Annotated in this window: 15 protein-coding genes; 7 read left to right on the top strand and 8 right to left on the bottom strand. The window is 42.0% G+C overall.

All coding sequences use genetic code 11. The annotated features are described in order from the left end of the window. Positions 1-3: 3 nt before the first annotated feature. Complete coding sequence (locus RE469_03280) at positions 4-819, top strand: MqnA/MqnD/SBP family protein (GenBank protein WMT45223.1); 816 nt, start codon at positions 4-6, stop codon at positions 817-819. 24 nt (positions 820-843) lie between these two features. On the opposite strand, the gene RE469_03275 is transcribed toward RE469_03280, so the two are convergent. Next, the gene (locus tag RE469_03275; GenBank protein WMT45222.1) at positions 844-1,449 is read right to left on the bottom strand and encodes a hypothetical protein; all 606 of its coding nucleotides are present in this window, start codon (positions 1,447-1,449) and stop codon (positions 844-846) included. Between the two features lie 86 nt (positions 1,450-1,535). On the opposite strand from RE469_03275, the gene RE469_03270 reads away from it, so the two are divergent. The 6 genes from RE469_03270 to RE469_03245 all read left to right on the top strand — a co-directional run bounded on the left by RE469_03270 (position 1,536) and on the right by RE469_03245 (position 8,259). Beyond that, positions 1,536-2,846: an MFS transporter gene (locus RE469_03270; protein ID WMT45221.1), complete on the top strand. Its 1,311-nt coding sequence runs from the start codon at positions 1,536-1,538 to the stop codon at positions 2,844-2,846. 115 nt (positions 2,847-2,961) lie between these two features. Beyond that, a complete protein-coding gene (locus RE469_03265; protein WMT45220.1) occupies positions 2,962-3,729 on the top strand; it encodes a hypothetical protein in 768 nt (255 codons plus the stop codon). Positions 3,730-4,052: 323 nt separating this feature from the next. Next, the gene (locus tag RE469_03260) at positions 4,053-5,069 is read left to right on the top strand and encodes an encapsulin (protein WMT45219.1); all 1,017 of its coding nucleotides are present in this window, start codon (positions 4,053-4,055) and stop codon (positions 5,067-5,069) included. Positions 5,070-5,140: 71 nt separating this feature from the next. Beyond that, entirely contained in the window at positions 5,141-6,070 is a 930-nt protein-coding gene (locus RE469_03255; protein WMT45218.1) for an IS5 family transposase, read from the top strand. Between the two features lie 62 nt (positions 6,071-6,132). Then, on the top strand, positions 6,133-6,834 hold the full coding sequence (locus RE469_03250) for an ABC transporter ATP-binding protein (protein ID WMT45217.1): 702 nt from the start codon (positions 6,133-6,135) through the stop codon (positions 6,832-6,834). 3 nt (positions 6,835-6,837) lie between these two features. Then, the gene (locus RE469_03245) at positions 6,838-8,259 is read left to right on the top strand and encodes a hypothetical protein (protein ID WMT45216.1); all 1,422 of its coding nucleotides are present in this window, start codon (positions 6,838-6,840) and stop codon (positions 8,257-8,259) included. Between the two features lie 357 nt (positions 8,260-8,616). Here RE469_03245 and RE469_03240 read toward each other — a convergent pair whose 3' ends face one another. From RE469_03240 to RE469_03210, 7 genes are all read right to left on the bottom strand, one after another. Then, positions 8,617-9,135, bottom strand: a complete 519-nt coding sequence (locus tag RE469_03240; protein WMT45215.1) for a GNAT family N-acetyltransferase — start codon at positions 9,133-9,135, stop codon at positions 8,617-8,619. 278 nt (positions 9,136-9,413) lie between these two features. Continuing rightward, entirely contained in the window at positions 9,414-9,773 is a 360-nt protein-coding gene (locus RE469_03235) for a hypothetical protein (protein ID WMT45214.1), read from the bottom strand. Positions 9,774-9,787: 14 nt separating this feature from the next. After that, positions 9,788-10,039: a hypothetical protein gene (locus tag RE469_03230; protein ID WMT45213.1), complete on the bottom strand. Its 252-nt coding sequence runs from the start codon at positions 10,037-10,039 to the stop codon at positions 9,788-9,790. A gap of 290 nt (positions 10,040-10,329) precedes the next feature. Further along, a complete protein-coding gene (locus tag RE469_03225; protein WMT45212.1) occupies positions 10,330-10,815 on the bottom strand; it encodes a GNAT family N-acetyltransferase in 486 nt (161 codons plus the stop codon). A gap of 171 nt (positions 10,816-10,986) precedes the next feature. Next, positions 10,987-11,970 carry an MFS transporter gene (locus tag RE469_03220; GenBank protein ID WMT45673.1) on the bottom strand — a complete coding sequence of 328 codons (984 nt, stop codon included), beginning with the start codon at positions 11,968-11,970 and terminating at the stop codon, positions 10,987-10,989. A gap of 52 nt (positions 11,971-12,022) precedes the next feature. Then, positions 12,023-13,132: a SagB/ThcOx family dehydrogenase gene (locus RE469_03215; GenBank protein WMT45211.1), complete on the bottom strand. Its 1,110-nt coding sequence runs from the start codon at positions 13,130-13,132 to the stop codon at positions 12,023-12,025. A gap of 13 nt (positions 13,133-13,145) precedes the next feature. Next, on the bottom strand, positions 13,146-14,207 hold the full coding sequence (locus RE469_03210; protein ID WMT45210.1) for a SagB/ThcOx family dehydrogenase: 1,062 nt from the start codon (positions 14,205-14,207) through the stop codon (positions 13,146-13,148). Positions 14,208-14,842: the final 635 nt, after the last annotated feature.

The following is a 14,842-nucleotide window of genomic DNA, read 5'->3' as shown; positions in this document are numbered from 1 at the left end:
TTCATGAAATTCAGAATTGCGCACACGCCTGACCCTGATGATTCATTCATGTTCTACGGAATGTTCGAAAAAAAGATACCATGTGCATTCGATTACCAGCAGACTGTTAAAGATATAGAGACCCTGAATGTGGAGGCCCCAAAGGAACTTTACGATGTCACTGCAATTTCCGCCGGAGGTTATGCCCACTTCCATGACAGGTACAGGCTGACTTCATCTGGGGCCAGCTTTGGCCTGACATACGGTCCAAAAGTTATCGCCAGGAAGGATGTTGATCTATCAAGAGCTGTTGTGGCAGTCCCCGGTGAATACACCTCATCTTTCCTGCTCTACCGGATGTTTGCGCCGGAACCCAGGGAGTTCAGGCAGATGAGGTTTGACCTTATACCTGAAGCTGTCCTGTCGGGACAGGCTGATGCAGGCGTTCTAATTCACGACGAGCAGCTCACCTTCAAGGAGAAAGGCCTCATGGAGGTGATGGACCTTTACCAGCAGTGGAAAAAATATGCAGGCAGTCTTCCAGTGCCTCTGGGATTCAATGCAATAAGGAAGGCCGTTTCCATGGAAGACGCAAAAAAATACATGGCAGACTTCGACGCGTCAATCAAGTATGGATTCCAGCATGAGGACGATGCAGTGCGCTATTCCCTGAAATACGCCAGGTATCCCGATATGGAGCTTGAGAGAAAATTCATCAAGATGTACGTTAACCCACTTTCCGTTGATTTTGGGGAACAGGGCAGGAAGGCCCTTGATCTCTTTTTCACCAGGGCATTCAGAATGGGATTTCTTGAGCCATTCGAGGTGGAGATCATCTGATCTCCATTCAGACGACTCCCACCATCACAGGAAATCAGCCAGTGCCACAAATGCGGCTGTTGCCAGAAGTATGGCTCCCATGATGTAATCGATGTATCTCGGGGGTATTTTTTCAAGCCCCCTGGCAAAACCCCTGATTGCCCCGTATACCACAAGTGTCAGGGACAGTGCGCTTGCCAGAGCGAATGCAATGATGACAGTGCCCATATCTACAGAAGAGAGCGATGCCCCCGTAAGGACTATTGGCATGAGAGCCAGGTCGGGAAATATGCTTATGCTCAGCACTGTACTGACGGAAGCCCCCGAGATCTCATTTCCCGCATCATGTTCAGAGTATCCAGTGACAATGAAATAAAGCCCAACGGCAACAAGTAGAAGAATTGCCCCGTAGTTCAGGTAATTTTCATACCTCCCTGCAACAACGGTGCCGATGAAGAGAGCGATGAGGGCAAGTGTTGCTGAAGTTCCAGCATGAAGTATTCCAAGAAAGGCAGCCGTTGCATATGTCCTCCTGTGAGAAAAGCTGAGCCTTGAAGAAACCACTGTGAGTGGGATCCAGTGATCCGGGGCAAGCATGTGAAGTCCCGCCAGGATGACAGCAAGGGCAAGTATGGCGGCAAAGATGGACATTGCAACAGTATAACTTAGTTATTAAATAGTTGACGGATTACTGTGCCCATAGCAAACTGCAAATACCGTAAATCCATTTGTGTGCATTGGAAACAGTTGCTTTCGATCAGATAGGGAGAACGAGAAAACTTGAGGTGATCACCGTCCTCTCATCCATGGGCGTGTTCATGGATGGTTATGCCCTTTCAATATTCTCCAGTGCTTATCTTTTCCTGAGCAGCAGTTTTCTCGATAAGGCTATATTCGTGTCCTTTGCAGCATCATCGATCTACATGGGAATGTTTGCAGGCTCAATCGTCTTTGGCCGCATATCAGATTCTCTGGGGCGGAAGAGGATATACACATATGACCTGCTTCTCACATCCCTCTTCCTTGTGCTGACTGGCTTTTCAGGGAATCTCACTGCTTTCTTCATCTTTCAGCTCCTTGCCGGTGTTGGCATAGGTGCGGACTATCCCATCAGCTCGTCGATCCAGGCAGAATTTTCCCCAAGAAAGAGCCGGGGAAAATACCTGGTATTCAACATATTCTCGTGGACTCTTGGATCCCTTGCTTTCTACGCTGTATCCATACCAATAGTCATTTTTTCAGGCCATATGGCGTGGAGGCTCATGTACATCACAGCTGCTGTGATTCCGCTGATGGTTGTTTTCATGCGCCGTTCCATGCCTGAGAGCCCTTACTGGCTTGTGAAAAACGGCAATGCTGTTTCAGCGGAGGCGGTAGTAGGCGGGATGGCGCGTGAAGCCGGATATGGCAGAGCATCGGTTCCGGAGATACAGGAGGGAAAGACGTCATTTGGTGAACTTCGCAGGTATCTCCCCCTGATCATGTTCACATCAATTGCATGGCTTGCATATGATGTGTCAAGCTATGGTGTCTGGAACTACACTCCTTCACTCTTCGTGTCGGCAGGAGGCACATATACAAGCACAATTCTGGCAACAATGCTTGAAGAGATACCGGTCATAGTGGGCACTCTCCTCTGCCTCTATTCCATAGACAGATTCGGAAGAAAGAGGTTGGAAAGCCTTGGATTCGCACTGGCAGGAGTATCACTTCTGGTCTTTGCCTTCATATCGTTGAGATCGGCGCTCCCATTTGCTTATGTTTTCATGGCCTTTGCACTGATGCATTTCTTCCATAATATAGGGCCCACAAACATAACTTATCTCTATCCCGTTGAGATATTTCCCACAAGGTTGAGGGCAACCGCCATGGGGATATCAACCGCAGCATCGCGGATAGGTGCCATTCTTGGGGTGTTCGCATTTCCATTGTTCCTCAGCGATCTCAGCCTCACGTACGGGCTTATCTTCTTTGCAGTATTTGAATTCATAGGCCTTTCTGTTACCATGATACTGGCTCCGGAGACCCGAGGAAAACCCATCAATTGAAGGGCATGTGGCATATGCTGGCAACTGCAGGAAGCTTGACAAGATATTTCAATGAGGAAAGACATATACCCATGTCCACGCGCTGTCGTGGAAAAAGAAAGCGAGGCAAATCAGTTTGGCGGGATTAGAACAGAAAATTCAGCAGCTTGAGTACAGGCTTGAGAATATTAAAATGACATCTTCAGATGGCTCGAAATGCGCATCAATAGCCAAGCTGGAGCTGCAGCTTGTCCAGCTTTACAACCAGGCAGGCAACAGTCCAAAGGCCCAGGAGATGATGGATGATGCTCAGAAGGTTCTTGAGGATCCAATGTGCCCCAGAACAAGGGAAACGGATTCAATGCTGCGTTACATTAAATTCTACAAGAGCAACCCTGGCCTTGCAAACGTAAAACCGATGCCGCCCATATACAGGTATCTGTCACTCATTGTCCTGGCTGTTGGCTACCTTGGACTGTACCTGGCCTCAGTTTATGTCCCGAATTTCCCCTCAAATGACTATTTCTTTGGCATCCTGGGCATATTTGTGGTCAGCATGGCAATAAATTCCCTGGTCAGATCAAATTACAACCGGAAAGTTAGGGGTGCAGTGGGGCAGCCTCAGGCAGGAGGAAACGAAGAGGACATAGCCAGGCTTGAGGCAAAGGTGAAGGAAGACAGGGATTACCCCAATCCGGAAAGGATCCTTGACGGAGCGAAGGCCGAGCTTGAGCTGGCAGTGATCTATTACAACAGATCGGATTATGCTTCATCCTCCAACCATCTGAGCCAGGCTGAGGCTTTTCTAAATGATCCACTGTGTGAAAATGATCAGGAAAGGGAGCGTATCATGAAGTCGGCCGCTGAGCTCAGGACAGCACTTTCGAACAGGCAGACGCAGTAATTTGCCCCAGGTATACGGTTAAAGCCTTCATAAGATTCTGGAAATCTTCAATGCAACTTGTTCCGCATGTATAACGATTTGTGTGAAATTCCAGAATCTCCAATGAGGGAAAGGCAACGATATGCCGCACAGGCTTCAGGCTCTTCTGCCTGGAAACGAGGGTTCGCAATCACTTAAAGTTAATTTTGTTGACTTCAGTCCCGGGATACATATATTGAGCAAATTACCACCATTCCAAATTTCTGTTCAGTATCTTTGGGGGCAGCGTTGTGTATTGGAGAATGAAATATCAATAGTTATATAATAAAATAGCATGTTAAATCATGTTTTCAAAGGATCCGTCAGAACTGGTAAGAAAAGAAAAGCTGGATGATGAGGAAACCGTAAGGTCCATAAGGCTGGCACTTGTGGCAGAGCTGGACGCAATTAATTTCTATCTTCAGCAGGCCAGGATCATGCCAGACGGTCCATTCAAGAAGGTTCATGAGGACATAGCAAAGGAGGAGGTCACGCATTTCGGCGAATTCATGCGCCTTCTTTACCAGTATGCGCCTGAAGATTTCAGGAAGATAAGGGAAGGCTGGGCTGAGGCCTCCACCTTACTGGGAGAAAGTGCTGAACTTGGGCTGGAGGGCGAGAAGCATCATGAAGCTCACAGGGAAGGCCAGAAGGAATCAATGAAACAGGATATGCATGTGGAAGATCTGCTGGGACTTCCATTTGCAACTGTTCCATGGGGGCAGGATGGTATTGCCGTGGCAGATGATCCGGAGAAACTCTTCACGCTATCCTACATTTCTCATGGTTTCTCGGTTAAAAAAGGCTCCAGCGACAGCCTGCTTGAAATGGAAAGAGACAGGGCCTTGCATTCATTCAGGGCAATGCTGCTGAAATCGGTTGTTGCTGAACATGAGCTTTCCCTTGTTAAGAGGAGCACACGTATGCCGGGACTGGAATGGTCAAAGTCCGGCAGCATCTCCCTGGGAGTCACGGATGCTTACCGAAAACTTTCTGAAAACGGCTACAGCAGTGGAATAGGTGTTCTAATAGATCCAAGCGGTTTCAGGCTCCTGCAGAGAGAGGTCAGCGGAACGGGGCAGATAGAAATGGATCTGGTGGCAACAATAACTTCCGACGTGAAGATGCTGCCGTATCTCCCTGAAAATTCCATGGTGGTATATTCCAGGGAAAGCATGAAAATCCTTGTCAGGCAGGACGTGGATGTCAGGAAGGTTTCAGAGGATCTCCAGAACATCAACTTCGGCATATCGGCTAAAGTGGCTCCGATTCTGTATGACAGGGGCTCATCCATATTCGTTGAATCGAAATCCAGGGCATGATTTTTTCCCGCCCTGAAAGTGTGTTGCATAATTCCCCTGTATAATGAAATACAGGGGAGTGATTGGTTTGTATGACACCAAAGCCAATCACTGCTACAGGCAATAGAAGCAAAAGAAGATATTGGATCGGTTCGGACAGAAGGTATGACAGGTACAACAGGTCCCTGGTGGACAGGATTGAGGATCTCCTTGATCCGTCATTCCTCATGGACTGGAAGCTGCTCCTTGCAGATAACAACAGGGGAAAGAGAGGACATCCCTACAGGACGCCAAATGCATTCATAACATTCCTTGCAAAACTCAGGGCAATGTACAGCATTCCCTTCAGGTCACTGGAGGGAATTGCCAGGATATTTGCAAGGATCACCGGAATAACAGCTGTCTCCTACACAAGCATATTCCGAAGAATAAGAAAGATTGTGCCTTCAATTCCCAATTCTCAGGGAAAGCCTGTGGACTGTGCAATAGATTCCACAGGCTTCAAGATCACCATCAGGGGTGATTATCTTGGATCAAAATGGAAGAAAGCAAGGAGAGGATGGTCAAAGCTTCATGCTGTCATATCCATAAATGAAGTTTCAGTGATGTCATTTGCCATCACAGATGAACATGTGCATGATGCAAAGGCTGGAAAGGAACTGCTGAAATCTGTAAAAGAAAGGATCAGAAGGATATTTGCAGACAAGGGTTATGATTCAAAGTCAATATACAATACATTCGGGGAGAATACAATAATACCCCCAAGGAAGAATGCATCCACAAGGAGCAGGGGATCACCTGCCAGGGCAAGAATAGTCAGACAGATCCGGAGGACCTCAGAAAAGGAATGGAAGGAATCCGTTGGTTATGGAAAAAGATGGCATGTGGAGATATATTTCTCAGGCCTCAAGAGGACAATGGGTGAGGTAATCAAGGCCAACAGGCCTGATTACATAGTTCAGGAGATTGCACTGAAGGTGCAGTATTACAACGTTCTAAGAGAGATGACACATGCCTATTGAATTGTGCAACACACTTCCGCCCTGAGAACAATATTTTTATTATGTGAGACCGTTCTATATCAATGACCCCAGTAGTGGAATTCCAGAACGTATCCTTTTCCTATGGCGATGCTGATGTCCTCCAGGATGTATCTTTCAGTCTGGAAAAAGGGGATAAGATCTCCATAATCGGCTCAAACGGGGCGGGAAAATCAACAACACTTAAGCTATCAACCGGACTTCTCAGGCCAAGGTCTGGAGAAGTTCGCATGCTGGGGGAGAACCCGGAGAAGAGGGAAATAAAGAGGCGGTTTGGATACCTCCCTGAGGATGCCTCGCCATACAGGCTTCTATCCGTGCAGGAAAATATCCAGTACTCAGCGCTTCTCAGGGGAGTTGATGACGTCGTATCAGCCACGGAGAAGATGATCGATCTCTTCGATCTTGCACACCTCAGGCTCTCCAAGGCTTACACTCTTTCCAGGGGAAACACCCAGAGACTGGCACTGGCAATGGTGTTTGTCCATAATCCAGAGGTGCTCATAATGGACGAGCCCCTGAATTATCTTGATCTGAACGTACAGGAGACCGTGGTTAGGCTTGTGAAGAAAACAGAAGCTACAGTGCTTCTTTCAACACATGTGGTGTCAACAGCTTCCCGCCTTACGGATCGAATAATGATACTTTCTTCAGGCAGGATCAAATGGGCCGGAACAATTGGCGAGATCGAGACTGACATGGGCTCAGGAGAGACCATAGAAGCTAGGCTTGGAAGGATGATGTGACATATGAGGCCAGGCTTCACAAAATTTCTGATCAAGTCACGAATTCCAGATACCCAGCTTATCATACTGGCCATAGTGTACCTGATTTCAGGCTTGGCCCTGCTGGAATTTGATACCCTATTCATAAGGATTGGCAAATTAGTACCATTTGATTACAGGATACTGATAGTTTCAATACTTACAGTAATTGAATTTTACATTTTCCAGTTATTTGCCAGAAATGTATTTGTGAAATCAGATCTGGATTTCATGGCGAATTACGGAGCACGCGCTTCCTCTCTTTCTAAGGCATTCTCAATTTATTCTCTTATGTTGATGTCTCTTCCTTCATTGCTAATTTTCTCCACAATTTCTTTTTTTTCAACAGCAATTGTTCCGTCATACGCAACGGCAGTTTTCTCCCTGCTGATTCTTGCAATATCCATCATTGGATTCCTTCTCAGGCTATTCGGGCGGATAAGGGATACGAATATACTGCTCATCCTGGTTGCAGGTCTCGGCATTCTCGGGCTTATTGGCTTTCCCCTGGCAATTTCAAATATTTCAGGCAACTACTGGCAGTTTTCCCTGATTGGGGCACTTGCGGTTCTCGTGGTCGCACTGGCCATTGCCTGGAGTTCAATACTGAACAGGGATGACGCAGCCCTTCACTTCAGGAATGTAACGGTCAGGAACAATGTAAAACGCCCAATAAATTTTGGCGGATGGTCCAGACGGAACCCACTGCTGAAATTTTCCACAACAATAGCTTTTACAGCAACAAGGTTAAACCCAGTTTCAGGAAGGACAGGTTTGGGCCGAATAACATTGGCAAGCATGATGGTTGTGTCCTCGGTGCTTTTTATCGCACTCATTCTCTTTACTTTCTATTTCCCTTTCATTGGTTCAGGAATTTCGACGTTTGTAATGCTGTACTATATGTTCCTGATCACTTTTATTCTGTTTTATTCAATAATAAACGAAAGGATATGGATCGGATGGAACACTGTAAAACCCCACCTTGCGGTCAGGAACTATGTTTCCGGCAGGTTGTTTTTCCTAGCAGGTGTTTCATCGCCAGTATTTGTTTATCTGATTTACACATATTTCTCAAGTCCGTCTATTCTGCCATTTAGGGATTTTGCCATAGCAATGGCAGTTCCGCTGCTTCTGTTCTTCCCATTTTTTGTTTATGCAACAATACTCAACCTGAATGTCATAAAGGTCCAGTCCAGAACATTTGGCGGGAGTTTGTCTGAAGGCACATTCATAGTATTTCTGCCACTTGTCATAGCATATATCATCCTGTCCATAACAGGAATTTTTCTAATCAATTTCGGCATTGCAGCAGTAATATTCTCATATGGGCTGATGGGGTGGCTCCTGATGAGCAGGCGGGTCATGGAGAAGTCATTCTTCAACCTGGTGAAGCACGGTTTTACCTGAACTGATGTGATCTATTCTTCATGACAGGCAGTCCATAAGGAAATTTTCATTTAATGGCGCTTCCGTCTACCATCCTGTTCAATGCAAAGTGACCTCCTCCCCTATCCTTCGAAAGGGGCTTCCTGCTTCCACGGTTACCGGCGGAACCTCCACAGGCATGCATTCCCCCGGTCCGGAGGTACTTTGATCTCCATGCTCAGCCATTGGACTTTACGGAAACAGGCACGCATGGAGCCACATGTTATCCGACCTTCTTCCATTCTGTCTGCTGGTGAGTATTGTAATATTTCAAGAGAACAGAAAAAAGGTTTCACTTTCATCCCCTCCCTTTCGGAAGGGATTTCCCGCTCAATTTCGTTAAATTCCATGACAGTCCTGGAAATTTTTCACCATTTCAATATCATAATCACAGTAGCCTGCATCGGAGTAGCCGTGCTTCCGGTAGAATACAATTCCTATGTTATTCTGTTTTTGCACATACAGTCTGGCCCGGCGCACGCCTCTTGAACATAGAATCTCTTCTGCCGTTCTTAGCAGTTCAGAACCAAATCCTCGTCTTGTGAATCCTGGAAGAAAATAGAGCCTGGCAATTTCTGCTTCAGAATCATTTACAACTGCATGAATAAAACCTATCAGTTTGTTGTTCTGGAAAGCCCCAAGAAAAATACCATTCTGGCCGGAAGCAGATCGCGTGATCTGGTCAGAAATTGCATGTTTTGCGTATTTCTTCCTTATCCATGATTCTATGAATTCATGGGAATATATGCTCTGGTATGTCCATTCCCAGCTTAACCTGGCCACTTCAATGACCGATTCAACATCACTTTCCTTTAACTGGCGTATTTCCATTGTTGAACCAACAAATGGTTCAAGCAATATTAAAATACCTGTAGTTTAGTGAACCAGGAAGTATGTCACTGCAGATGATCGCCTGCGTCTTCCAGTGCCTTTAGCCATATTTTTCTAATTGAAATCTTCGCATATAAAAAATGCTACAGGACCGGAAAAATTCATGAAAAAATTACAGGTCTCGAGTAATACAATTATGTTTAATCCATTTTATGTAATTCAAGCCGAACTTTGGCATATTTTAAATGAAGCTAAACGAAAATGAAAATTGGTTTCTTCTTGTTATTTTAAGAATAACTGGATATTCAGATCTGCATAGTATCGGTTCTGAAGTCCAGTTTCAGTCCAATCATTTGAAGTATTTCTACTCCAATTATGACTGGAAAATCTATATTTTCGAGAATTATGAATTCCGGCTCAGAAAGGATAACCCCGTTCAGTTTTAGACTCTCGAATGTCAGGGAACCGTGCAATTCTCTGATGGATGACCCTGGAATTGAAACGGGAATTTCACCGTAAGATACAAATCCAAGTTGTTCTGGCCTGATTCCATTGGGCAATACAGCACTGATATAGTTTCCTTCAGCTCCAGAATCTATCAGAGCGGAGACTTTGACACTCTTGATTGTGCCCTTAATTTCAATCTGATCAATGATCAATCCCATGTGAAAAAGCGTCCTTATGTTGGGTTCTCTTTGAACGCCTCAACTTTTCCGGTGGTATCATTGATTTCCAATGCGGCAATTATACCTGTCTTTTGTTTCTTATCTCCAACTTCTATGTCTCTTGAATAGACAACAACAACACTCCAATAACCCTGATTGAATTTTGCGGATGCAATTCTAGCCGGCCCCTCAATACCCAAATCTTTAAGGTGCTTTTCGACAGTTAATCTCACATCTTTAATGTCCATCTGGACTTCTTGATCCATAGTGTATACATTATGGTATACTTAATAAATATTGATTTGGATTCCGTTCAATAGATTTTCTCTTGAAAATACAATAAGAGAGGAAAGTTTTAAGCTTTGAGGAATATAATTATATGAACATGGTTATATTTATGGGCCCGACCGAGCCCGTTTAAACTTTTAAGCAAATCCTGTAATATTAGAGATAGGTAGAGTCCCATTTACAACTGTAGGCAAGTCTTCTTTTGTATGAGTAACATGGTGTCCATTAAATGAACATATGAATTTGGCCCAGAAGAATTTTCTATAAATTATGATTCGTATTTTTTTTCCATTATAAAATCGCTTCCATCAGTATCCTCAACCTTGAATCCGTTCTTATAATAGAACGAAAATCCCACAGAATTTTGTCTGTGAACATATAGTCTGCATTCCAGAATACCTTTTTTCTTCATAATTTTCTCTGCCTCTAACAGTAATGTTTTTCCAATCTTCTTGTGCGTGTATTCCGGTTTAAGATATAAGCGAAGTAATTCAGCTTTATTAGCAATAATCTTCAATTCAATAAATCCAATTAACGTCGAATCTGCAAAAGCTCCGAGGAATAATATATCAAGGTTAGATTGAGATCTTACTATTTCATTTAGCAGTTTTTCCTTAGAATATTTCTCCCTTATCCAACTCTCGATATATTCCTCACTGTATATGCCTGCGTAAGTCCATTTCCATGATTCTCTAGCAACTTCAATCAGAGTTTCTAGATCCTCAATAGATAATTTCCTAATTTCTATGGACATGGGTAATTGTTCGCCTCCAAATAATTATTAATATTATTGCTAGTGAAAAGGTTGAAATTAAGAAAAATGTATTATGATAGCCAGTAAACTGCACCAAAATTCCGGTTATTGGTGCAGACAAAAATGTTAAGCCAGTAGCAAGGCTATTATAATAACCTTGAATTGTTCCCGTTATCTCTTCAGGAACATTATTTTGAATTCGGAGAAAATTATACTTTCACTAACCCCCATAGATATCCCAATTATAAACATAGGCAGAAGAACGTATATAAATTGAGTAATGTAACTTAGTGCTATAAGCATTACCGCCAATACAGCTATTGACCAAAAGACTCTGTTCAATCTCGGAAATCCTTCCTTTCTTTCTAAAAAGGATCCTATGGAAATCCCTAACGTAAGTATAAGATATATAACAGAGAGGTACAACGCTGGTAGTTGGAATATTCTAACCACCATTACAGTAGTCAAAACTCCAAACATACCGAATATAAAATTAACCAGAAATCCCTCTGTAAAAAGGACTAAAACTATTGGAGATTTTCTTATAAAGTTCAAAGGGTCACTTAACTTTCTAGCACCAGCCTTTAGCTGGTGTCTTTTAGGTTCTTCGTAAACTTTGATGAGAGAAATTGGGATTGTTGAGGTCAGGTAAATAAGTAATACAAATATTAATGTAAACGTTACTCCTGTTGAAATTAAAAAGCCTACTAAAATGTAACCTAATCCTTCTGAAATGTTGTATAAAATATTTGAAAAAGCCCTGTATCTTTTTACTTTCTCTCCTTCTTTTAAGAATTTCTTTATCCAGACTGCTCTAACGGAGTTAATAAAATCAGATGTCAGTCCAACCGAAAATGCGAACAAGAATAGAAAGATAATAAGGAACGCTTTTTGGTTAAAGAGAAAAGTGAATAATAAAGGCACCACTGAACAAGCCCGAATAAGAGAAAACAGGATTGCTATAAATTTTTTATGTATACTATTATCCACAAAAGAGCCCACAGCAAAGCTCAAAAATAATGGTAACGTAACAAGTCCGTCGGCAATTCCAGTATAGACCGGGGAATGCGTGACCGTAAAAGAGACCCACAGAATGCTAATATAAAAGATGGCAGTAGCTATTCGAGATAGAGAAATACTTGAAGCAGTAAACATATAGTTTCTAATATCGCGGTTCATATTAGTCATAAATAATTTACATTAAATTTTAAATCTCATTAACCCATTGCAAGTTTAATATGTTGCTGGAGGTGTTGTCCATAAGTAAAGAAGGTGAAGGTTTTTTTCCGACCGTTATCGTATACAATACAAATTGTTTGTTCCTTTTCAAACTAAGCATCTTGTCAAATGAAGAATCTCTAGTTGCGGGTGTTGGTAACGAACCAAACCCCATTCGCTCCGCTTCAAATATCAATCTCTGAGCTATTCTTCCCGCTTCTATGAATATGTTTCTAAGTGCCCTTTCATGCCTATATCTCCATTGGTATTGTTCAAAATCAGTAACGAAAAGGATAGTAAGATTAGCTGTTTTTGGTGCTTGATGCCACCATAAATTATGTATCATCTCCTCTCTAAAATCTCCAGACTTTAATTCGGAAAGGAAATGGTCCTTTACGTCATAAAGGTATATCCCATTTTGTAAGTGATTAATATTATAGGCAATCACGTAAAAATCAAATTCTGTTCCATGGCTTGCAAAATAATCTAAAGGGTCTTCATAACTGAGGTTTCTAACGTGCCTAACTCTTGAAAGAGCATTCCATAAAATACTAGAAAAATCCTCTAGTTTCATTGATTCATTTTGAAAAATTCTGGTCGTTCTTCTGCCTAAGAGTACATTTTTTAAGTTTACCTCTTCTAGACCTACATTTTTAGGTATTGGCATTTTAATTTTTGTAAATTCGAGGGATTCGACAATCCTATCCGGCAAACTATTTTCACTTAAATATGCATTTATCAAACCTCTTCTTAGGTCTCCTGAATAATCTTCATCGTCAATGAATTTCACCTTTTTAGACCACACATAATAAATTAATGAATCGTACCATCCTCTTTTAAACCAATGTAAGATGCTATCCAAGTTCTCTGTTTCTGGCTCCTCGTTTGTATTAATTAAAAACCCTATTTCTCTTAAATATGAAAAAATGGTTAAATCAGAATTTCCCATTTGATTAAATAAAAGAAATTCTATGAATGCGTCTAATTTAATTTTTATTCTCTTATAAAGTAAAGGATTTGAAATAATAAGTCTAGATGGTTCAGTAAAATTATCAATAGTTGTCAATTCTTTCCATTTAATATTTTCAAGTGTTTTCAAAACTTCATCTCCTCTAGTTTCCTATAGCCATAGATGCCATATAGCCTTCTTTCAATGGGCTTAATCCTAGAAATTTTTCTATCCCTTCATCATTAGCTGAATATTGAACTAAATACTTATATCCTAACTTTTCACATATGATTTCAGTTGTCGCCGCTAAATGTCCCACGTCCATATGTATAGTTCGGAAAGTCCTAGGTTCTCGATATCTATACATATTTCTCTCAAATATACTGGTAAATATTAAGATTAAATCAACATGAAAATCGGGTCGCACATATGTTGTAGGAAAAAGAAGTCTTAGGTCATCTGGGTCTGTTCCACCAATTTTTATTTGTTCAAGTTTGGAATCTTTAACAGAAATGTGGTACCACCCAGACTCCAAACCTTCCACATTTATCGCTACAATGTATGTCTCAGTAGGATGTCTGGACCCCCCGGATGGACTGGTTCTCAATATTAGTGGGTCTCCATTCCAATAAACTCTTAAGCTCCCAACTCTTGTATAACCAAGTGATGCCATCGTAAGCAAATCGGCAAAATTGACACATTTTTGCTTAGAGGTATTAGTTTCTCGTATTTTCACCTCTGTAGCTTTGGGGATGTCATACGAAACCTGCGAATTATATTCCTTATATCTGTTAGAATCAATTTCTTGACTACTATAATTAATCATCCGTTGTTTTGCAACATAATCCTCGATAAAGGGATAATCATAAGACACTAGATGATAAAGTAACGCCATATACCAATTATGTTTATACCAATTATCAAACTCTAAACCAAACACTTCATTAGAACCATCCATTTCTTGTTTAACTTCCAGTAAAAGGTCAGTTGCCATAAGTTTTTTCAGTCCAAGATGAATAAGCTCATTTTTGATTCCATATTTCTCATAAAAGAAATCTAGAATATCTCCCACAGTATGTGGAATTTTGCAATATAAAAGTATTGCCAAAGTTGGAGAACTTACCTTATAATTTCTTTTAGTGACCCAATTCCTAACAATCCATAGATCCCCAACAATCCTATCTGGTGGATATATTAGAATTTCGGAAACTGATTTAACCTTCATTAATTATAATTACTATTACAATGTAATAAGCTTATGTAGTAACAAAAACTAAATAATCTTTAAATAAGATTATTCAAATTGAAATTTGGAGGTGAAAAAATGACTGATGCGGATTTTGTGGTTGAGGAAGTAAGTTTGGACATGCCAGCCGCCAAGCAAAATGGGGGATAATGAAACAATAATCACTATTTTTTATACTTTTTTATTTTTTTGAAAATCAAGAAATGGAGTAAGTAAACATTTTTTAAGATATGATTTTTCCGAGTCGGACTATCATACTTGTGTCAGTAATGGGGTTTTATTTTCTCATAAAAATAGGGACCAAACCACCCTTATTCTTGTTCAAACTTCTTTTGAAGAAGTTTGTCGCAAAGGAAAGCCCGTATTATTAAATCTGAAATTTTAAGGGCTTTCCTGCGAACCCCCTCCTCCGCCGAGCGTAGCAGGTCTGAACGAAGTGAAGACCCGAAGTGTCCCGAAGGGACACGTAGCCCACACGTGCATAGCACGGGTGGGTGCGAAGCACAGGGCACGGGGGGTCGGTGGACAGCCCGAAGGGCTGGACAAATCAGGATAATAGGCTGTTGCGAAGCAACAAGTGAACGCCGAAGGCGTACACGTGCCTATACCTGATT

Source organism: Cuniculiplasma divulgatum, assembly GCA_031200235.1.
Classification (GTDB): domain Archaea; phylum Thermoplasmatota; class Thermoplasmata; order Thermoplasmatales; family Thermoplasmataceae; genus UBA509.
Note: the sequence above shows the minus strand (reverse complement) of the source record. Positions and strands in the feature narration are given on the sequence as shown.